The 18,045-nt window shown below is 73.0% G+C and carries 22 protein-coding genes; 14 read left to right on the top strand and 8 right to left on the bottom strand.

Annotated elements, in window-relative coordinates; genetic code table 11:
• Positions 1-11 precede the first annotated feature (11 nt).
• Positions 12-674 carry an HAD family hydrolase gene (locus ACFUC1_RS08175; protein WP_379118481.1) on the bottom strand — a complete coding sequence of 221 codons (663 nt, stop codon included), beginning with the start codon at positions 672-674 and terminating at the stop codon, positions 12-14.
• Between the two features lie 33 nt (positions 675-707).
• Between ACFUC1_RS08175 and ACFUC1_RS08170 the strand changes: the two genes are divergently transcribed.
• The 6 genes from ACFUC1_RS08170 (at position 708) to ACFUC1_RS08145 (ending at position 5,798) form a co-directional block, all read left to right on the top strand.
• Positions 708-1,679: a DUF389 domain-containing protein gene (locus ACFUC1_RS08170; protein WP_379118480.1), complete on the top strand. Its 972-nt coding sequence runs from the start codon at positions 708-710 to the stop codon at positions 1,677-1,679.
• A 10-nt stretch (positions 1,680-1,689) separates the two neighbouring features.
• Positions 1,690-1,995: an ArsR/SmtB family transcription factor gene (locus ACFUC1_RS08165; RefSeq protein WP_379118478.1), complete on the top strand. Its 306-nt coding sequence runs from the start codon at positions 1,690-1,692 to the stop codon at positions 1,993-1,995.
• Between the two features lie 117 nt (positions 1,996-2,112).
• A complete protein-coding gene (locus ACFUC1_RS08160; protein WP_379118476.1) occupies positions 2,113-2,790 on the top strand; it encodes a uracil-DNA glycosylase in 678 nt (225 codons plus the stop codon).
• Complete coding sequence (locus ACFUC1_RS08155; protein WP_379118474.1) at positions 2,787-3,617, top strand: SGNH/GDSL hydrolase family protein; 831 nt, start codon at positions 2,787-2,789, stop codon at positions 3,615-3,617. The genes ACFUC1_RS08160 and ACFUC1_RS08155 overlap by 4 nt, the downstream gene beginning before the upstream one ends.
• 225 nt (positions 3,618-3,842) lie before the next feature.
• The gene (locus tag ACFUC1_RS08150) at positions 3,843-5,027 is read left to right on the top strand and encodes an acyl-CoA dehydrogenase family protein (protein WP_379118472.1); all 1,185 of its coding nucleotides are present in this window, start codon (positions 3,843-3,845) and stop codon (positions 5,025-5,027) included.
• Positions 5,028-5,033: 6 nt separating this feature from the next.
• The gene (locus ACFUC1_RS08145; protein ID WP_379118470.1) at positions 5,034-5,798 is read left to right on the top strand and encodes an SDR family NAD(P)-dependent oxidoreductase; all 765 of its coding nucleotides are present in this window, start codon (positions 5,034-5,036) and stop codon (positions 5,796-5,798) included.
• Between the two features lie 333 nt (positions 5,799-6,131).
• On the opposite strand, the gene ACFUC1_RS08140 is transcribed toward ACFUC1_RS08145, so the two are convergent.
• Complete coding sequence (locus ACFUC1_RS08140; RefSeq protein WP_379118468.1) at positions 6,132-6,677, bottom strand: GNAT family N-acetyltransferase; 546 nt, start codon at positions 6,675-6,677, stop codon at positions 6,132-6,134.
• A gap of 76 nt (positions 6,678-6,753) precedes the next feature.
• Positions 6,754-8,085: a 4-aminobutyrate--2-oxoglutarate transaminase gene (gabT, locus tag ACFUC1_RS08135; RefSeq protein WP_379118466.1), complete on the bottom strand. Its 1,332-nt coding sequence runs from the start codon at positions 8,083-8,085 to the stop codon at positions 6,754-6,756.
• A gap of 138 nt (positions 8,086-8,223) precedes the next feature.
• Between gabT and ligD the strand changes: the two genes are divergently transcribed.
• The 5 genes from ligD to ACFUC1_RS08110 all read left to right on the top strand — a co-directional run bounded on the left by ligD (position 8,224) and on the right by ACFUC1_RS08110 (position 12,386).
• Positions 8,224-9,195 (top strand): non-homologous end-joining DNA ligase, encoded by a 972-nt coding sequence (gene ligD / locus ACFUC1_RS08130; RefSeq protein ID WP_379118464.1) that lies wholly within the window; start codon positions 8,224-8,226, stop codon positions 9,193-9,195.
• 114 nt (positions 9,196-9,309) lie between these two features.
• Complete coding sequence (locus ACFUC1_RS08125; protein ID WP_379118462.1) at positions 9,310-9,714, top strand: molybdopterin-binding protein; 405 nt, start codon at positions 9,310-9,312, stop codon at positions 9,712-9,714.
• Positions 9,711-10,556 carry a molybdate ABC transporter substrate-binding protein gene (gene modA, locus ACFUC1_RS08120; RefSeq protein WP_379118460.1) on the top strand — a complete coding sequence of 282 codons (846 nt, stop codon included), beginning with the start codon at positions 9,711-9,713 and terminating at the stop codon, positions 10,554-10,556. The genes ACFUC1_RS08125 and modA overlap by 4 nt, the downstream gene beginning before the upstream one ends.
• Before the next feature lies 1 nt (position 10,557).
• Positions 10,558-11,343 (top strand): ABC transporter permease, encoded by a 786-nt coding sequence (locus ACFUC1_RS08115; protein WP_379118458.1) that lies wholly within the window; start codon positions 10,558-10,560, stop codon positions 11,341-11,343.
• Entirely contained in the window at positions 11,340-12,386 is a 1,047-nt protein-coding gene (locus ACFUC1_RS08110; RefSeq protein ID WP_379118456.1) for a sulfate/molybdate ABC transporter ATP-binding protein, read from the top strand. Before ACFUC1_RS08115 ends, ACFUC1_RS08110 begins: the two co-directional genes overlap by 4 nt.
• A gap of 51 nt (positions 12,387-12,437) precedes the next feature.
• Here the strand turns inward: ACFUC1_RS08110 and ACFUC1_RS08105 are convergent, their stop codons facing one another.
• Positions 12,438-12,752 carry a hypothetical protein gene (locus ACFUC1_RS08105; RefSeq protein WP_379118454.1) on the bottom strand — a complete coding sequence of 105 codons (315 nt, stop codon included), beginning with the start codon at positions 12,750-12,752 and terminating at the stop codon, positions 12,438-12,440.
• A gap of 224 nt (positions 12,753-12,976) precedes the next feature.
• Between ACFUC1_RS08105 and ACFUC1_RS08100 the strand changes: the two genes are divergently transcribed.
• Positions 12,977-13,606: a hypothetical protein gene (locus ACFUC1_RS08100; protein WP_379118452.1), complete on the top strand. Its 630-nt coding sequence runs from the start codon at positions 12,977-12,979 to the stop codon at positions 13,604-13,606.
• 123 nt (positions 13,607-13,729) lie between these two features.
• Positions 13,730-14,257 carry a DinB family protein gene (locus tag ACFUC1_RS08095; RefSeq protein WP_379118450.1) on the top strand — a complete coding sequence of 176 codons (528 nt, stop codon included), beginning with the start codon at positions 13,730-13,732 and terminating at the stop codon, positions 14,255-14,257.
• Positions 14,258-14,349: 92 nt separating this feature from the next.
• On the opposite strand, the gene ACFUC1_RS08090 is transcribed toward ACFUC1_RS08095, so the two are convergent.
• The 3 genes from ACFUC1_RS08090 to arsM are packed head-to-tail and all read right to left on the bottom strand — an operon-like array spanning position 14,350 to position 16,738.
• Positions 14,350-14,772 carry an arsenate reductase ArsC gene (locus tag ACFUC1_RS08090; RefSeq protein WP_379118448.1) on the bottom strand — a complete coding sequence of 141 codons (423 nt, stop codon included), beginning with the start codon at positions 14,770-14,772 and terminating at the stop codon, positions 14,350-14,352.
• Positions 14,769-15,866, bottom strand: a complete 1,098-nt coding sequence (gene arsB, locus ACFUC1_RS08085) for an ACR3 family arsenite efflux transporter (RefSeq protein ID WP_379118446.1) — start codon at positions 15,864-15,866, stop codon at positions 14,769-14,771. The genes ACFUC1_RS08090 and arsB overlap by 4 nt, the downstream gene beginning before the upstream one ends.
• Positions 15,863-16,738: an arsenite methyltransferase gene (gene arsM / locus ACFUC1_RS08080; protein ID WP_379118444.1), complete on the bottom strand. Its 876-nt coding sequence runs from the start codon at positions 16,736-16,738 to the stop codon at positions 15,863-15,865. The genes arsB and arsM overlap by 4 nt, the downstream gene beginning before the upstream one ends.
• A gap of 77 nt (positions 16,739-16,815) precedes the next feature.
• On the opposite strand from arsM, the gene ACFUC1_RS08075 reads away from it, so the two are divergent.
• Complete coding sequence (locus ACFUC1_RS08075) at positions 16,816-17,157, top strand: ArsR/SmtB family transcription factor (protein WP_379118443.1); 342 nt, start codon at positions 16,816-16,818, stop codon at positions 17,155-17,157.
• Here ACFUC1_RS08075 and ACFUC1_RS08070 read toward each other — a convergent pair.
• A complete protein-coding gene (locus ACFUC1_RS08070) occupies positions 17,100-17,492 on the bottom strand; it encodes a VOC family protein (RefSeq protein ID WP_379118441.1) in 393 nt (130 codons plus the stop codon). The two genes, ACFUC1_RS08075 and ACFUC1_RS08070, sit on opposite strands and share 58 nt — an antisense overlap.
• Positions 17,493-18,045: the final 553 nt, after the last annotated feature.

Raw genomic sequence — 18,045 nt, 5'->3', positions numbered from 1 at the left:
GCGCCGGTCCCCTACCGCCCGACGACGCCCGCCTGGTGCAGCAGCGCCCCCCGCAGGCCCGCGACGTCGGCCACGACGGCATCCGGACCGGTGGCGGCGAGCGCGGCCTCCTCGCCGGCGCCCCAGGTGACGGCCACGGCCCCCATGCCCGCGGCCCGCGCGGCCTGGACGTCGACCGTCGCGTCGCCGACGTAGACGCACTCGGCGACAGCCACCTCGAGGCGCTCCGCGGCATACAGCAGCGGCGCGGGGTGCGGCTTGTGGTGCTCGGTCTCGTCCTGGCCGGCCACGACGTCGATCACGTCGTCGAGGCCGACGGCGCGCAGCCCGAGCCGCACGGTCTCGGCCTTCTTGGACGAGACCACGCCGGTGCGGGCGCCCCGGTCGTGCAGCTCGGCCAGCAGCTCCGGCATGCCCTGGACGCTGCGGATGAGGTCGTCGTGGTGGGCGAGGTTCCAGCGGCGGTAGACATCCGTGAGCTCGGCGCCGCGACCGGGGTAGCGCTCCTCGAGCACCGGCTGCAGCGGCCGGCCGATCCACGACAGCACCTCGGCCTCGTCGGCCACCTCGCCGAGGGTCCCGATCGCGTGGTGGTAGCTCGCCACGATGAGCGGGATGGTGTCGGCCAGGGTGCCGTCGAAGTCGAACAGGACGACGGGCCAGCGCGGAGTCACGAGCCCGAGCCTAGGCTGCGGCACACTGACGCCATGCTGCAGCTGCGGATCTCGGTCAGGACCGAGCTGGCCGACGACGTCCTGCAGGTGCTGGCGGACGACCCGGCCGTGAGCAGCGTGGCAGCGGTCCGCGGCGCGTCGATCAAGCCGGCCGGCGACCTCCTGTTCGCCGACATCGCGCGCGAGGCGGCCAACGACGTCATCGACCGGCTCCGCGCGCTCGGGGTGCAGGACGACGGCACCATCCACGTCGAGCCCGTCACGTCGTGGCTGTCCCGCCCCGGGCTCGAGGCGGAGCGGCTGGCGCCCGGCAGCGGAGCCGACTCCGTCGTCTGGCTCCAGGTGACCCAGCGCGCCATCGAGGACTCCGAGACCAACTGGACGTTCATGTCCTTCATGGTGCTGGCGACCCTCATCGCCGGGGTCGCGATCGTGCTCGACTCCCCGGTGCTCGTCGTGGGGGCGATGATCCTCGGCCCCGAGTTCGGGCCGATCGCCGCGCTCGGGCTCGCGCTCGTCAGGCGGCGGTACGGGCTGCTGCGGCGGGCGGTCCGGGCCCTGGTGCTGGGCTTCGCGACGGCGATCGCGGTGACCTTCCTCGCCGGACTCGTGGCCGGGTCCCTGGGCTGGGTGACCGCCTCCGACCTCACCGGGTCGCGGCCCGCCACGGCGTTCATCTACCGGCCGGACCAGTGGTCGTTCTTCGTGGCGGTCGTCGCGGCCGCGGCCGGCGTGCTGTCGATGACGTCGTCGCGGGTCGGGGGACTCACGGGCGTGTTCGTGTCCGTGACGACCATCCCGGCCGCGGGCAACATCGGCCTCGGGCTCGCGTTCGGCGCCTGGCACGAGGTCCGGGGCAGCGCGCTGCAGCTCGTCGTCAACCTGACCGGGATGGCCCTCGCGGGGTGGGTGGCCCTCGCCCTGCAGCAGGTCGTCTGGTCCCGGGTGAGCCGGCGTCGGGCACGCCTGGCCCGACGCCTCCGGCCGGCCGCCCCCATCGACTAGCATCGATGCCGTGAGCGGATCCCTCGCGACCGGCGAGCCCTGGGACGCTGCCCAGGCGGAGCAGACCGCCCGGCTGCTCAAGGCCGTGGCCGACCCCGCCAGGCTCCGGCTGCTGTCGATCATCGGCGCCGCCAGGGACCAGGAGGCGTGCGTGCGCGACCTCGTGCCCGCCGTCGGCCTCAGCCAGCCCACGGTCAGCCACCACCTGCGGGTGCTCACAGAGGCCGGGCTGCTCACCCGCGAGCGCCGCGGGGCGTGGGCGTGGTTCCACCTGGTGCCGGGCCGGCTCGACGACCTCGCCGCGATCTTCCACTGACGGCCGGCCGTCATACCCGGCCGCCCGCCCGGACCCGTCGAGGCGCCGGCGCTCCCCGCGTCCCCGAGCCCCGGGGCCCGGTGCGTGCCCCCGGGCGCACCGGGCTAGGTTGCCGGTATGCCGCCCGCTCCCCTCACCGAGCTCGTCCACCCCTCCTGGGCGGCGGCGCTGCAGCCCGTGGCGGGGACGGTCGGCGAGCTGGGCGAGTTCCTGCGCCAGGAGGTCGCCGCCGGGCACGGCTACCTGCCGGCAGGCGGGCACGTGCTGCGGGCGTTCGAGCAGCCGCTGGACGCAGTGCGCGTGCTCATCGTGGGGCAGGACCCGTACCCGACGCCCGGGCACGCCGTGGGCCTGTCGTTCTCGGTCGCCCCGGACGTCCAGCCGATCCCCCGCTCGCTGGTCAACATCTACAAGGAGCTGCAGGCCGACCTCGGGGTCCCGGCACCCACGACGGGTGACCTGTCGCCGTGGGCCGACCGCGGCGTCCTGCTGCTCAACCGCGTGCTTACCGTCCGCCCCGGCAAGCCAGCCAGCCACCGCGGCAAGGGCTGGGAGACCGTGACCGCGGCCGCCATCACCGCGCTCGTGCAGCGTGGCGGTCCCCTCGTCGCGATCCTGTGGGGCCGCGACGCACGCAACCTCGTCCCGCACCTCGGCGGCACCCCGTGCGTCGAGAGCGCCCACCCCTCACCGCTGTCGGCCCACTCCGGGTTCTTCGGCTCGCGCCCGTTCAGCCGGGCCAACGAGCTGCTGGCCCGGCAGGGCGCCGACCCGATCGACTGGAGCCTCCCGTGAGCGACGACGCCATCGACCGCGCCGACCAGACCCACCTGCCCGAGCGGGGCAAGGTGTGGCACCGCTACGTCGCCATCGGCGACTCGTTCACCGAGGGCATGAGCGACGCCGACCCCGCGCACCCTGACCGGTACGTCGGCTGGGCCGACCGCCTCGCGCGCCACCTGTCCGACCTCGCGGACGGCGACCTCACCTACGCCAACCTCGCCGTGCGCGGGCGACTGCTCGCCGACGTCGTCGGCCCGCAGCTCGACGCGGCGCTGGCCCTCGGCCCCGACCTCGTCTCCATGGTCGGCGGGGGCAACGACATCCTGCGTCCCAAGGCCGACCTCGACGACATCGCCGGCCAGCTCGAGGCGGCGGTCGTGCGCATCCGGGCGACCGGAGCCGACGTCCTGCTCGCCACCCCCACCGACCCGGTCGGCGCCCCCGTGCTCAAGCACCTGCGCGGGCGGCACGCCATCCACTCGGCGAACGTCTTCAGCATCGCCCAGCAGCACGGCTGCTACGTCATCAACCAGTGGGGCATGCGCGCGCTCCAGGACTGGCGCCTGTGGTCCGAGGACCGAATCCACATGACGGCCGAGGGGCACCGCCGCGTCGCCCTCAACGCCCTCTCCGCGCTCGGGCACGAGACCGACCGGGAGGACTGGTCGACGCCGCTGCCCCCGCCCGAGCCGGTCGGCCGGCGCGAGGCCGCCGCCGCCAACGCCGACTGGGCCCGCACCCACCTCGTGCCCTGGGTGCAGCGCCGGCTGCGCGGGGAGTCCTCCGGCGACACCGTCACGGCCAAGCGCCCCCAGCTCCGCCCGGTCGACCCCGCCTGACCCGCGTCGACCCACTCGACCGGCCGGCGTCCTGGCCCGGCCAGTCGACCTCGGCACGAACCTCTGCTAGCAGAGGTTGGCGCGCCCAGCACAGGGTCGAACCTGCGCTGAGCGCACGAGGGTCTGCTAGCAGAGGTTGGAGCCGACGGGGCTGCACGGGCGGTCCCGACAGGCCCCGACCTGCGCGATTCATTTAGTTGGACGTCCTACTACTACCCTTTCCCCATGCCTGCCACGCGCCTCATGCCCACCGAGGAGGGCCAGGACCTCATCGACCTCACCCGGGAGATCTGCGCCAAGGAGCTCCTCCCGAGGGTGGCCGACGCCGAGCGCCGCGCCGCCACCGCGCCCGAGCTGCCGCTGGACGCCTTCCGGGTGCTCGGCCGCGCAGGCCTCCTCTCCCTGCCGTATGCCGAGGAGCTGGGCGGCGGGGGCCAGCCCTACGAGGTGTACCTCCAGATCGTCGAGGAGATCGCCTCGGTCTGGATGTCGGTGGCCGTGGGTGTCAGCGTCCACGCGCTCACCTGCTACCCGGTGGCACAGTTCGGCACCGACGAGCAGCGCGAGCGCCTGCTGCCCGGGATGCTGTCCGGCGACCAGCTCGGCGCCTACTGCCTGTCCGAGCGGTCGGCCGGCTCCGACGTCGGCTCGATGACCACCCGGGCGACCCCCGACGACCCGGCCGCCCCCACGGCATACCGGCTCAAGGGCACCAAGGCGTGGATCAGCCACGCGGGGCACGCGGACTTCTACACGACCTTCGCCCGCACGTCCGACGACGGCGGCCGCGGGCTCTCCTGCCTGGTCGTGCCCGGTGACGCGGACGGTCTGTCGTTCGGAACCCCCGAGAGGAAGATGGGCCTGCACTGCGACCCGGTCAGCGAGGTGCACTTCGACGGGGTGGAGGTCGCCGCCGACCGGCTCGTCGGCGCGCCCGGCCAGGGGATGGCCATCGCGCTGTCCGCCCTCGACTCGGGTCGGCTCGGGATCGCTGCTGCCGCAACGGGTCTCGCGCAGGCGGCCCTCGACCACGCGGTCGCGTACGCCAAGGAGCGCGAGCAGTTCGGCCACCGGATCGGCGACTTCCAGGGGCTGGCGTTCCTGCTCGCCGACATGGAGGCCGCGGTCACGAGCGCCCGCGCGGCATACCTGCACGCCGCCCGGCTGCGCGAAGCGGGCCGCGCGTTCTCCAAGGAAGCGGCCGTCGCCAAGCTCGTCGCCACCGACAACGCCATGCGGGTCACGACCGACGCGGTGCAGGTGCTGGGCGGGGCCGGCTACACGCAGGACTTCCCGCTCGAGCGGTACATGCGTGAGGCCAAGGTGACCCAGATCTTCGAGGGCACCAACCAGATCCAGCGGCTCGTCATCAGCCGCCAGCTGCTCCAGAACACGTCCACGAGAGGCTGAAACCCCTTGCAGATCAACGAGAACACCGTCACCCTCGTCACCGGTGGCGCCTCCGGCCTCGGCGAGGCCACCGTCCGCCGGCTGCACGCCGACGGCGCCGCCGTCGTCGTGGTCGACCTCCCGTCGTCGAACGGGGAGGCCCTCGTGGCCGAGCTCGGCGACCGCGCCCGGTTCGCCCCCGCCGACGTCCGGGACGAGGCGCAGGTCCAGGCCGCCGTCGACGCCGCACGCGAGCTCGGCACCCTGCGGGTCGTCGTCAACTGCGCGGGCGTCGGCACCCCCGGCCGCGTCGTCGGCCGCAAGGGCCCGCTGCCGCTGCAGACCTTCGCCGACGTCGTCTCGATCAACCTCGTGGGCACCTTCAACGTCCTGCGCCTCGCCGCCGCCGCGATGCTCGAGAACGAGCCGCTCGACGGCGACCGTGGCGTCGTCGTCATGACGGCGTCGATCGCCGCCTACGACGGCCAGATCGGCCAGGCCGCGTATGCCGCGAGCAAGGGCGGCGTCGTCGGCCTCACCCTGAGCGCCGCCCGCGACCTGGCGGACAAGGCGATCCGGGTCATGACCATCGCCCCCGGGACGTTCATGACGCCGATGCTCGCCGGACTGCCCGAGGAGGCGACCGCGGTCCTCGAGGCGCAGGTGCCGCACCCGTCGCGGCTCGGCCAGCCCGTGGAGTACGCGAGCCTGGTCCGGCACGTCGTGGACAACCCGATGCTCAACGGCGAGGTCATCCGCCTCGACGGCGCCCTGCGGATGCCTCCGCGCTGACGCTCCCGCACTGACATCCCGTGACGCCGGGCCCTTGCGCGGGGAGCCGGCGGGGGTGCACGATCGGCGGACCTCCTCCGGGAGGCCAGTCCCCCTCGGGGGACACGAGACCCGGCCAACTCATACTTGGCCGGGTCTCACCTTTTGTAACAGGACCACGGGGGCGGTTCCGAATCCGACACGCGTCCTGAGCGTGAACGGGTGACGAACCTCTCGTCCGTCGCCGGGCGAGCGCCACCTCGGCAGCACTGCGTCGTCAGCACTGCGCCGTCAGCGCCGCGCCGTCAGCACTGCGTCGTCAGCGCCGCGCCGTCAGCACCTCGCCGCGGCGGGTCACGCCTCCGTCGGCACCCAGAACCGGAGCTTGCCGTCCCGCTCGTCCTCGAGGGCGCCGCCGCAGGCCTCGATGACCCGGCGCGAGGCGAGGTTGTCCGGGTCGCAGGTCACCAGTGCCGAGTCGATGCCGTACCGCGTCCGGGCGATCGCCAGCATCGCCCGCGCCATGGCCGTCGCGTGGCCGCGCCGGCGGTGCTGCGGCGCCACGTCGTAGCCGATGTGGCCACCACCGGCCAGCAGCCGCTCGTTGAGCCGTTGCCGCAGCTGGATCCGTCCCAGCCACTCCTCGCCCTCGACCCACCACAGGGTGGTCGAGGGGACCATGTACGCGGGTCGCCGGGTGTCCGCGAGCGCCTGGGCCCGGAGCTCCTCGACGTAGGCCGCGAAGCCTTCCGGGTCGGCCCACGACGACGCCCAGGTGCGCAGGTCGCGCCCGATCATCGAGTCGTCGTCGTCCGACCCGCGGCCCTCGGCGGCGAACCCCGCCATCGCCCGCAGGAACGATGCGTGGAACCGCGTGTCGGGCTCGACCAGCTCGGGCATCCGTCCATCCAACCACCTGCGTCCGGACGCACCGGGTACAGAGCCCGGACGCAGCGGGCGCAGAGGGGGACGGCCGTCAGACCGACGCGGCGAAGGCCTCCTCGAGCACGTCCAGGCCCTCCGACAGCAGCTCGTCCGAGGACGACAGCGGGGGCAGGAACCGGAACACGTTGCCGAACGTGCCGCAGGTCAGCGTGACGAGGCCGCGCTCGTGGCAGGCCTTGTTGACGCGGCCGGCGAGGTCGGCGTCGGGCGTCTTCCGCTCGAGGTCTGACACGAGCTCGATCGCGAGCATGGCGCCACGGCCGCGGATGTCGCCGATCACGCCGTGCTTGCTCGCGAGCGCCTCGAGCCGCGGGCGGAAGAGCGCCTCGACCTCGCGGGCACGGCCGCACAGGTCGTCGGCCTTCATCGTCTCGATCGAGGCGAGCGCCGCGGCACAGGCGACCGGGTTGCCGCCGTAGGTGCCCCCGAGGCCGCCGGTGTGGATGGCGTCCATGACGTCCGCGCGCCCGGTGAGGGCCGCCAGCGGCATACCGCCCGCGATGCCCTTGGCGGTGGTCACGAGGTCCGGCACCACGCCCTCGTGCTCGGAGGCGAACCAGTCGCCGGTGCGGCAGAAGCCTGACTGGACCTCGTCGGCGATGAAGAGGATCTCGTTGTCACGGCACCAGTCGGCGACCATCTTCACGAAGCCCGGCGCCGGCACGATGAACCCGCCCTCGCCCTGGATCGGCTCGAGGATGACGGCGGCGGTGTTGGACTCGCCGACCTGGGCGTGGACCATCGACGTGAAGGTCTCGAACGCCTCCTCCGCACAGGCCTCGGGGCCGGTGGGCCAGCGGTACGGGTAGGCCATCGGCACCCGGTAGACCTCGGAGGCGAACGGCCCGAAGCGGTGCTTGTACGGCATGCTCTTCGCAGTCAGGGCCATCGTCAGGTTGGTGCGGCCGTGGTACGCGTGGTCGAACGCGACGACCGCCTGCCGGCCGGTGAAGTGGCGGGCCACCTTGACGGCGTTCTCGACGGCCTCGGAGCCGGAGTTGAACAGGGCCGAACGCTTCTCGTGGTCGCCGGGGGTGAGCTCGGCCAGCGCCTCCGCGACGAGGACGTACTCCTCGTACGGCGTGACCATGAAGCACGTGTGCGTGAAGTCGGCGATCTGCTTCTGCACCGCCTCGACGACCCGCGGGTTGCCGTTGCCGACGGTGGTGACGGCGATGCCCGAGCCGAAGTCGATGAGCTGGTTGCCGTCGACGTCACGCAGGATGCCGCCGCTGGCCTGCTCCACGTAGACCGGCAGGCCCGTGCCGACGCCGGCCGACACCGCGGCCGTCTTGCGCTGCTGGAGGGCCTGGCTCTTCGGGCCGGGGATCGACGTGGCGAGGACGCGCTTCTGCTCGAGCATGGGCCGAGCATAGGCCCGCCTCCCGCGGGCCTGACAGGGGTGGCGGGCCCGACGCCGCGGCCCCCCGGGGCGGGCGCCCGCAATGGTGCGGTATGCCGCGTGCATGCCCCCACGGCACGCCTCCTCTAGCGTGGGCGCATGGCAGCCAAGGCGAGCTCCCCCGCCGTCGAGGTCGAGGTGGGCGACCGCGAGGTGCGGATCAGCAACCCCGACCGCGTGTACTTCCCGGCCCGCGGGGAAACCAAGCTCGACCTCGTCAACTACTACCTGTCGGTCGGCGCCGGGATCGTCAACGCCCTGCGCGAGCGGCCGTGCATGCTGCACCGGTTCCCCGAGGGCGTCAGCGGCGAGAAGGTGCACCAGAAGCGGGTGCCGAACGGCGCACCACCGTGGCTGGAGACCGTGCGGGTGAAGTTCCCCCGGTACAACCGCACCGCGGACGAGCTGTGCGTCACCGAGCTCGCCCACGTCATCTGGGCCGTGCAGATGAGCACCGTCGAGTTCCACCCCTGGAACAGCCGTCGCGCCGACGTGGAGAAGCCGGACGAGTGGCGGATCGACCTCGACCCCGGGCCCGACTGCCCGTGGGAGCGGGTGCAGCGCGTCGCCCACGTGGCGCACGAGGTCCTCGACGAGCTGGGCGCGGTCGGGTGGCCGAAGACGAGCGGCGGGTCCGGCATGCACGTGTACGTGCGGATCAGGCCGGAGTGGGGGTTCAAGGACGTCCGACGCGCCGCGCTGGCGTTCGCGCGCGAGGTCGAGCGGCGCGCCCCCGACGACGTGACGACCACGTGGTGGCGCAAGGACCGCGACCCCGCCGACCTGTTCGTCGACTACAACCAGAACGCGCGCGACCACACCATCGCCGCGGCATACTCCGTGCGCGGCAACCCGATCGGCACGGTCTCGACCCCGATCGGCTGGGACGAGGTGGACGCCGTCGAGCCCGACGACTTCACGATCGCCACCGTCCCCGCCCGGTACGCCGAGAAGGGCGACCTGCACGCCGGGATCGACGACGCCGTGTTCGAGATCGACCCGCTGCTGGAGTGGGCGGCCCGCGACGAGCGCGACGGCGCGCAGGACCCGCCGGAGCCCGAGGACTCCTAACCCGCGGGCGGCCGGAGGGTGACCTCGGCGTCCCCCACCCGGGCAGCTCCGACCGCTGCACACGCAGCTATGAGGACTGGCTGTCGCCGCAGGTGCGGCATTACGATCTCGTTCGTGCCGCTCATGAGGATCCGAGACGCCGCCGCCTTCCTGGGGGTCAGCGACGACACCGTCCGCCGCTGGGTCGACGGGGGCACCCTGCCCGCCGAGACGGACGAGTCCGGGCGCAAGGTCGTCGACAGCTACCGCGTCGCGCTGCTCGCCCGGGAGCACGCCCGGGCCGTGGACGACCCGTCCGAGATCGGGCGCTCGGCGCGGAACCGGTTCGTCGGCCTCGTGACCGACATCAGGCGCGACACCGTCATGGCGCAGGTGGAGCTGCAGTGCGGGCCCTTCCGGGTCGTGTCGCTCATGAGCAGTGAGGCGGTCGACGACCTCGGGCTCGAGCTGGGGTCGGTCGCCATCGCGGTCGTCAAGTCCACCAACGTCATCGTCGAGACCCCTGGAGGTGCCTCATGAGGGCCGTCACGCGCCGACTCGTCCTGCCCGTCGTGGTCGTGCTGGCGGCGTCGACCGCAGCGTGCGGGTCCGGCGCGGCGCAGGGCGGCGGCTCGAGCGGCGACGCGTCCGCTGGGGGTGCGCCCGCCGGGGGTGCGTCCGGGGCGGCCTCGTCCGGTGGGCGGCTGTCCGGCACGCTCACCGTGTTCGCCGCAGCCTCCCTGAAGAAGCCGTTCACGCAGATCGGCGCGCAGTTCGAGAAGGCCCACCCCGGGACCAGGGTCACCTTCAGCTTCGCCGGGTCCTCCGACCTCGTCGCGCAGATCCAGCAGGGGGCCCCGGCCGACGTGTTCGCCTCGGCCGACGAGCGGAACATGGCCAAGGCCACGGCCGACTCCCTCACCGCGGGGACCCCGGTCGCCTTTGCCACCAACACCCTCGAGATCGCCGTCCCGCCCGGCAATCCCGGCAGGGTCACCTCCCTGCGCGACCTGGCCCGTCCCGGGCTCAAGGTCGTCGTCTGCGCGCCCGCGGTCCCGTGCGGTGGAGCGACGGCGAAGGTCGAGGCTGCGGCGAGGGTCGACCTCAAGCCGGTGAGCGAGGAGCAGTCGGTCACGGACGTCCTCGGCAAGGTCTCCGCCGGGGAGGCCGACGCCGGGCTGGTCTACGTCACCGACGTCAAGGGCGCCGGCGGCTCGGTCCAGGGCGTGCCCTTCGCCGAGTCCTCGGCCGCCGTCAACACGTACCCGGTGGCCGCCCTCAAGACCAGCCGCAACCCCGCGTTGGCCGCCGCGTTCGTGCAGGCCGTGACCGGCGAGCTCGGGCAGTCGGCGCTGGCTGCCGCCGGGTTCGGCAAGCCCTGACGTGCGCGACCGCCGGCTCGGGCTGCCCGCCTGGCTCTTCGTGCCGGCCCTCGTCGGCGCGGCCTTCGTCGCCCTGCCCCTGGTCGCCATGCTCACGCAGGTCCGGTGGTCGCGGTTCGCGGCCCTCGTGACCTCCGACTCCTCCCAGGCGGCCCTGTGGCTCAGCCTGCGCACGTCCGTCGCGAGCACGGTGCTGTGCGTCCTGCTCGGGGTCCCGATGGCGGTCGTCCTGGCGCGGACCCGCTTCCCGGGCCAGGCCCTCGTGCGGTCTCTGGTGCTGCTGCCGCTGGTGCTGCCGCCCGTCGTCGGTGGCATCGCGCTGCTCTACACCTTCGGGCGGCGCGGGCTGCTGGGCCACACCCTCGACGTCCTGGGCTGGCAGGTGGCCTTCTCGACGACCGCCGTGGTCATGGCCCAGACCTTCGTCGCCCTGCCGTTCCTCGTCGTCAGCCTCGAAGGTGCCCTGCGCTCCTCCGGCCAACGGTACGAGGAGGTCGCCGCGACCCTGGGCGCTCGCCCCACCACGGTCTTCCTGCGGGTCACCCTGCCGCTCGTCCTGCCGGGACTGGCCTCGGGCGCGGTGCTGGCGTTCGCCCGGGCGCTGGGCGAGTTCGGCGCCACCATCACCTTTGCCGGGTCCCTCCAGGGCGTGACGCGGACCCTGCCGCTGGAGATCTACCTGCAGCGCGAGACCGACCCGCAGGCTGCCGTCGCGCTCTCCCTCGTCCTCGTCGCGGTGGCCACGATCGTCATCACGCTCACCCGCCGGTCGCGGAGCACCCTGTGAGCCTGCACGCGCGGCTGCGGGTCCGCGAGCGCGACCTCGACCTGGCCCTCAACGTCCCCACGGGGCACACCGTCGCGCTCCTCGGACCCAACGGCGCCGGCAAGTCGACCACCCTGGCCGCCCTCTCCGGACTCCTGCGGCCGGACGAGGGCGAGGTGGTGCTCGACGACCGGGTCCTTTTCTCCGGCAAGGGCTCCCAGCGCGAGGTACCGCCTCACGCGCGCGGTGTGGGGCTGCTGGCCCAGGAGGCGCGACTCTTCCCCCACCTCTCGGCGGTCGACAACGTCGCGTTCGGGCCGCGCAGTGCGGGTATGCCGCGCGGCGAGGCCCGCGCTCGCGCCGCACACTGGCTGGCCGAGGTGGAGGCCGGCGACCTCGCCGACCGGAGGCCGGCCCAGCTGTCCGGGGGCCAGGCGCAGCGCGTCGCCGTCGCCCGCGCCCTGGCCACCGAACCCGCCCTCCTGCTGCTGGACGAGCCGCTGTCCGCCCTCGACGTCGAGACGGCGCCGGCACTTCGACAGCTGCTGCGCCGGGTGCTGGGCGGGCGCACCACGGTCCTGGTCACGCACGACGTGCTCGACGTGGTGCTGCTGGCCGACGAGGTCGTCGTGATCGACGGCGGCCGCGTGGTGGAGCGGGGACCGACCGCACGGGTCCTCACCCGGCCCACGAGCGCCTTCGCCGCGCGGATCGCCGGGCTCAACCTCGTCCGCGGCACCGCCCGTGACGGCGGGGTCGACGGGCCCGACGGGCTGCACCTGTCTGGGATGGCCGAGCAGCCGCCGCGTGACGGGGAGCCCTCCGTCGCGGTCTTCAGCCCCTCGGCGGTGGGCGTCTACCGGCAGGCCCCGCACGGCTCCCCCCGCAACGTCGTCCGCGCCACGGTGACCGACCTGGAGCCGCACGGCCACCAGGTGCGAGTCCACACCTCGCACCTGTCCGCCGACATCACGCCGGCCGCCCTCGCCGAGCTCGGGATCGCGCCGGGCGACGAGGTCGTGCTGACGGTGAAGGCCAGCGAGGTGGCCGTCTACCGCGCCTGAGCGCGCCTGACCTCCGCGAGTACCGAACGCAGCCCGGCGCCGACCGCCTCCTCAGGCCGGGGTCGGCTCCGCGTCCACGGCAGGGTCCACGGTCGCCACGGCACCCACCACGTCATCCGGCACGAGCGGGTCGGGGGTCGGCGACCTGCGGTGCAGCTCAGCGAGGATGGCCTGCTCACGGTCGAGGGCGGCCTGCAGGTAGGGCGGCACGGTCGAACCCGTGAGCTCGTGGCGGTCACGCAGCGCGTCCTCGAGCTCGGCGAGCGCGGCGACGAGCTGACGGACGGTCCACGAGGCGGGGTCGGACGACGGCTTCACGTCGGGGAGCGGCGTGCCGACGACCGACGGCTCGAGGAAATCGGTCATGGCAGGGCTCCTGGAGAGACGACGATGTCTGGGGCCCCGACTGCTTGAAGCCAATCGATGGTTGACCCCTTTGTCCGGTTCTGTCAACTGGAAGGCGTTCTGCGCGCTCTCGCCCCGCAGCCGGCCGGCGGACGCCGCACGACCCCGCGGGCGCGGCACCTGTGAACGGCGAGGGACCCCACTGCGTCCTGACGGGTACCAGCCCAGCAGAACTCGAGGCACCCATGTCCAGACCATCCACGACCAGCACCCACGCCGGCACCCGCACCCCCACCCGCGCAGCAGCCGCCGGCAGCGCCCTCACCGCCGTCCTCCTCCTCGCCGCCTGCGGGTCGAGCGGTTCGTCGTCCTCCGGCGGCCTCTACGGCAACGCCGGGTCCGGCACGTCGACATCGAGCACGTCGACAGGGAGCACGTCCGCGTCAAGCAGCTCCGCCGGGGGCGGCCGGTACGGCAACCCGCCGGCGGGTTCGAGCGGCCCCGCTGCCGCGTCGGGCGCACCGACGACCGGCGCCTCGCGGGTCGGCACGATCCTCGTGACGGCACAACGGATGACGATGTACGTCTTCGCCATCGACCCACGTGGCCAGTCCCGCTGCACGGGCTCCTGCGCCACCTACTGGCCACCGGTCCCTGCGAGCGACGCGCCGAAGCACACCGTTGCAGGGGTCACGGCCACCTTCGGCAGCATCACCCGCCCCGGCGGCACCACGCAGCTCAGCGTCGACGGCTACCCCGTGTACACGTACGCCGGCGACACGTCGCCCGGCGACGTCAACGGCCAGGGAGTCAATGCCTCCGGCGGGCTGTGGTGGGCCCTGTCCCCCAACGGTTCCTGGGACAAGCGCAAGTGAACCCCACCCCAGCCTGACGAACCGAGCACCACACACTCCACCCGAGCCCGGCCACGCCACGCCACGCCACGCCACGCCACGGCTACGATGGACGCGACGGCGCTCGAGGTGGACCGTGGGGAGGTGGCACTTGCGGACCAGCAGCGCGCCGACCTCACGTGGGTCGCCGAGGACTTCGACGCCCTCGTGGGCAGCGCGCGCCTGGACGAGCTCGCCGGCGCGACGGACGGGACGCGGTGGACGAACGAGCAGCTGCTGTTCCACATGTGGTTCGGGCAGCGGATCGCGCGGGCGTTCGTGCCGATGCTGGGCGGCTTCTCGCGGCTGCCCCCGCGGGCGTCGGTCGGCTGGTCACACCTGCTCGGCGCCCTCACCCGCCCCTACGACTGGGTGAACTTCGCGGCCCCGGTGGCCGGCACGAGGGTCGTGCCGCTGCGTCGGGTCCGGCACTGGATGCACCAGGACACCGACTGGCTGGTGAGGTGGGGCGACGCCGCCACCGAGGAGGACCTCGGGCGCGGGATGTCGGTGCCGGTCTCGTGGGACCCGTACTTCCTCCCGTGGATGAGCCGCCTCGACGTGCTGGAGTGGGCGCCGAAGCACTACCGCCACCACCGGTCCCAGCTCACCCTCGACGCGACCCGGGCCTGAGCGGGGCGCCCGTGGCGGGTGCCCCACAGGGCACCCGCCGGGTCAGCTCGCGTGCGCCTGCGCCGGGTCAGCTCGCGTGAGGCTGCGCCGGGTCAGCTCGCGTGAGCCACCGGTACGCCGAGCTCGTTCAGCAACGTCGTGACCCGCGTCCGGATCTCGTCCCGGATGGGGCGCACGGCCTCGACCCCCTGGCCGGCGGGGTCGTCGAGCTCCCAGTCGAGGTAGCGCTTTCCGGGGTAGAACGGGCAGGCGTCCCCGCAGCCCATGGTGATCACGACGTCCGAGGCCTGCACCGCCTCCGGGGTGAGGAGCTTCGGGGTCTCGCCGGCGAGGTCGATGCCCTCCTCGAGCATGGCCTCGCGCACGGCCGGGTTGATGCTGTCGGCGGGCGCCGAGCCGGCCGAGCGCACCTCCACCCGGCCGCCTGACAGGTGGTCGGTGTACGCGGCGGCCATCTGCGAGCGCCCAGCGTTGTGGACGCACACATAGAGGACGGACGGTCGCTGGTCGCTCATCGGGTCGGCTCCTCGGGGGTGGCGTGCGGGTAGCGGTTCCTCAGCGCGAGGCTGACGTAGACGAGCGCCACCAGGACCGGGACCTCGATCAGCGGGCCGACGACGCCCGCGAGGGCCTGGCCGGACGTGACGCCGAAGGTGGCGATCGCGACCGCGATGGCGAGCTCGAAGTTGTTGCCCGCGGCGGTGAACGCCAGCGTCGTGGTGCGCTCGTAGGTGAGGCCGAGGGCCTTGCCCAGCAGGTAGCCGCCACCCCACATCAGGGCGAAGTACGCCAGCAGAGGCAGGGCGATCCGGGCCACGTCGAGCGGTCGTCTCGTGATCTGGTCGCCCTGCAGCGCGAAGAGGATGACGATGGTGAAGAGCAGCCCGTAGAGCGCCCAGGGGCCGACTCGGGGAAGGAACGAGTGCTCGTAGCGGTCGCGCCCGACGCGTCGCTCGCCGAGGCGACGGCTGAGGTAGCCGGCGAGCAGCGGGACGCCCAGGAAGACCAGGACGCTCTTGGCAATCTGCCACGGCGAGACGTCCAGGCTCGACTGGTCCAGCCCGAGCCACCCCGGCAGCACGGACAGGTAGAACCACCCCAGCGCGGCGAACGCGACGACCTGGAACAGCGAGTTGAGGGCGACGAGCACCGCCGCGGCCTCCCGGTCGCCGCACGCCAGGTCGTTCCAGATGATGACCATCGCGATGCACCGGGCGAGGCCGACGATGATCAGGCCGGTGCGGTACTCCGGCAGGTCCGGCAGCAGCAGCCACGCGAGGGTGAACATGAGCGCAGGACCGACCAGCCAGTTCAGGACGAGGCTCGAGACGAGCATGCGCCGGTCCGCCGTCACGGTGTCGAGCCGGTCGTACCGGACCTTGGCCAGCACGGGGTACATCATCACGAGCAGCCCGACCGCGATCGGCAGTGAGACCCCGTCGACCTGCACCGCCGAGAGCGCGCCCGGCAGACCGGGGACGAGGCGCCCGAGGGCCAGGCCGGCGGCCATGGCGGCGAGGATCCACACCGGCAGGAAGCGGTCGAGCGTGGAGAGCCGCGCGGCGACCGCGGACTGCGGGCGGCTCGTGGTGGGCGTGGGAGCGGTCACGGCTTGCGCGCCCGCACGAACGCACTGGCGAAGGCGCCGTCCAGTGCGTCGACCAGCGCCGGGAGCACCATCCCGTCCGGCAGCTCGGCCACGTCGGTCACCTCGGCCATCGCCTCGAGGTCGTCGCGGGAGTACCCCCGGGTCACCTCGACGGAGGCGTCCTCGAAGCCCGCGGCGGTGAGCTTCTCGACGAACTCGTGGTCGCGCAGGGCGCCGGAGATGCAGCCCGTCCACAGCCGGACCACGCCACGCAGCTCCTGCGGGATGTCGCGCAGGAGCACGATGTCGGACACCGCGAACCGGCCCTGCGGCCGCAGCACCCGGTAGGCCTCGCGCAGGACCGTGTCCTTGTCCGGGGACAGGTTGATGACACAGTTGGAGATGACGACGTCGACCGAGGCGTCCGGCAGCGGCACGTCCTCGATGGTGCCCTTGACGAAGCGGGCGTTCTCGACCCCTGCCTCGGCCTGGTTGCGCCGCGCCAGCTCCAGCATCTCGTCGGTCATGTCGAGCCCGTATGCCGTGCCGCCGGGGGCCACGCGGCGGGCGGACAGCAGGACATCGAGCCCTCCTCCGGAGCCCAGGTCGAGGACGTCCTCGCCGGGGTTCAGCTCGGCCAGTGCGGTCGGGTTGCCGCACCCCAGGGAGGCGGCAAGGGCCGTCTCGGACGGGGCCTGCGTCCCCTCGTACAGGTTGGAGCTGATCGGGTCGACCGCCGTCGCGGTGGACCCGCAGCAGCCGCCCCCGCCACAGCACCCCGACTCCGGCTGGCCGGTGAGCAGGCTCGTCGCCGACGCGGCATACCGCTCCCGCACCGCCTCACGGACCTGCTCGTCGTCCATCTGCTCCGGTGTCCTCTCCTGCAGTGCCATGGCGCGCTCCTTGGTTTGATGATTGTCGAATCAGCGCCAGCATGGTCCTTTGATTCGACATCTGTCAAGATAGTGCCATGGCCGTTGTCGAGTCAGAGCCGAAGGTCCGTGAGGCCAGCTGTTGCGGCATGGCCACCTCGCCCGTGACGGCGGTGGACGCCGAGCGCCTGGCTCCGATGTTCAAGGCCCTCGGGGACCCCGTCCGGCTCCAGATGGTGTCGATGATCGCGGCGAGGCCCGAGCTGTGCGTCTGCGAGATCACCCCGGCCTTCGACCTGTCGTCGGGGACGATCTCGCACCACCTGAAGACCCTCCGCGAGGCGGGGCTGGTCGACTGCGAACGCCGGGGCACCTTCGTCTACTACTGGATCCGGCCCGAGGCCCTCGAGTCGTTGTCTGCCCTGCTGTCCAAGGCCTGACCGCCTAGAACTGCCCCCCGCGGCGCCAGGCCATCTCCTGCAGCTCGAAGCCGTTGCCGTCGGGCGTCGAGGTCCTCGACGACCAGGTGCACGCCCCGGACGCCTCCCGGCTCTCCGGCATACACCTCCAGACCGGTGCCGAACCCGACCGAGCAGGCGGACCCCTCGGGCGTCAGCTGCACGACGCGGATCCCGTCCGCGGGGCGGACGTCGACGTCCTTGGTGAAGCCGAGCCTGCCCTCGTAGAACTCGATGGCCCGGTCCACCTCCGACACCGGCAGCGGGACGAGCTCCACCTTCATGCGCATCGCGGCCTCCCCTTCGTCACGAACCACGTGCGCCCCTAGGCCTGAGCACCTCGAGGCGTAGGGCTGGTCTGAGAGCCGGCGATGGGACTCGAACCCACAACCCCCTGTTTGTCTGCCCGGGGGTTCTGGCGGCTTCGAATCCTGGTCCTGGTCATGCTCCTGAGCACGAAATCAGTCCAGTTTGTTGCGGCAGGACGTAGACGTCTCGGTCGGTTTCGGGCTCAAAGCGTGGGGCAAAGTGATGGGTTGCGGTGCCTGGCAACCACGCGGGTCTGCGCAGTGACCTCGACCTCGTCTGGCTGGAAGGTGTCCGGCTGCGATGCCGGTGGGGGAGCCGGCCGAACGGGTCTGAGAACGGATGCCGTCCCGGAGGTGAGGGCTGGGGCTTGCGGCAGCCAGGCACGCACCGGCCCCTGCCGTCACCAGCGCAGTAGAGGGTGGCGCTCGCCTGAGCTGAGAGCAGCGTCCTGGTACTGGTCCGGGGCGCTGCTCTCATTGCTGTGGGCGTGGGGTGCGGTGGGGTGCGCGAGGACGGCGCGCCAGCGCCGCCCGCAGCGCGGGGCCCCATCGCGGGGCCCCG

It is taken from the genome of Pedococcus sp. NPDC057267 (genome assembly GCF_042668795.1).
In the GTDB taxonomy this organism is placed as follows: Bacteria; Actinomycetota; Actinomycetes; order Actinomycetales; family Dermatophilaceae; genus Pedococcus.
The sequence above is the reverse complement of the archived record's forward strand: the minus strand, read 5'-3'. Positions and strand labels throughout refer to the sequence as shown.

Excerpts from the sequence above, each read along its gene's own strand:
- modA (WP_379118460.1), top strand. The coding sequence starts at position 9,711 with ATGAGGGCCGTCACGCGCCGACTCGTCCTGCCCGTCGTGGTCGTGCTG.
- ligD (WP_379118464.1), top strand. The coding sequence starts at position 8,224 with ATGGCAGCCAAGGCGAGCTCCCCCGCCGTCGAGGTCGAGGTGGGCGAC.
- ACFUC1_RS08140 (WP_379118468.1), bottom strand. The coding sequence starts at position 6,677 with ATGCCCGAGCTGGTCGAGCCCGACACGCGGTTCCACGCATCGTTCCTG.
- ACFUC1_RS08090 (WP_379118448.1), bottom strand. The coding sequence starts at position 14,772 with ATGAGCGACCAGCGACCGTCCGTCCTCTATGTGTGCGTCCACAACGCT.
- gabT (WP_379118466.1), bottom strand. The coding sequence starts at position 8,085 with ATGCTCGAGCAGAAGCGCGTCCTCGCCACGTCGATCCCCGGCCCGAAG.
- ACFUC1_RS08170 (WP_379118480.1), top strand. The coding sequence starts at position 708 with ATGCTGCAGCTGCGGATCTCGGTCAGGACCGAGCTGGCCGACGACGTC.
- ACFUC1_RS08075 (WP_379118443.1), top strand. The coding sequence starts at position 16,816 with ATGGCCGTTGTCGAGTCAGAGCCGAAGGTCCGTGAGGCCAGCTGTTGC.
- ACFUC1_RS08150 (WP_379118472.1), top strand. The coding sequence starts at position 3,843 with ATGCCTGCCACGCGCCTCATGCCCACCGAGGAGGGCCAGGACCTCATC.
- ACFUC1_RS08105 (WP_379118454.1), bottom strand. The coding sequence starts at position 12,752 with ATGACCGATTTCCTCGAGCCGTCGGTCGTCGGCACGCCGCTCCCCGAC.
- ACFUC1_RS08160 (WP_379118476.1), top strand. The coding sequence starts at position 2,113 with ATGCCGCCCGCTCCCCTCACCGAGCTCGTCCACCCCTCCTGGGCGGCG.
- ACFUC1_RS08100 (WP_379118452.1), top strand. The coding sequence starts at position 12,977 with ATGTCCAGACCATCCACGACCAGCACCCACGCCGGCACCCGCACCCCC.
- arsM (WP_379118444.1), bottom strand. The coding sequence starts at position 16,738 with ATGGCACTGCAGGAGAGGACACCGGAGCAGATGGACGACGAGCAGGTC.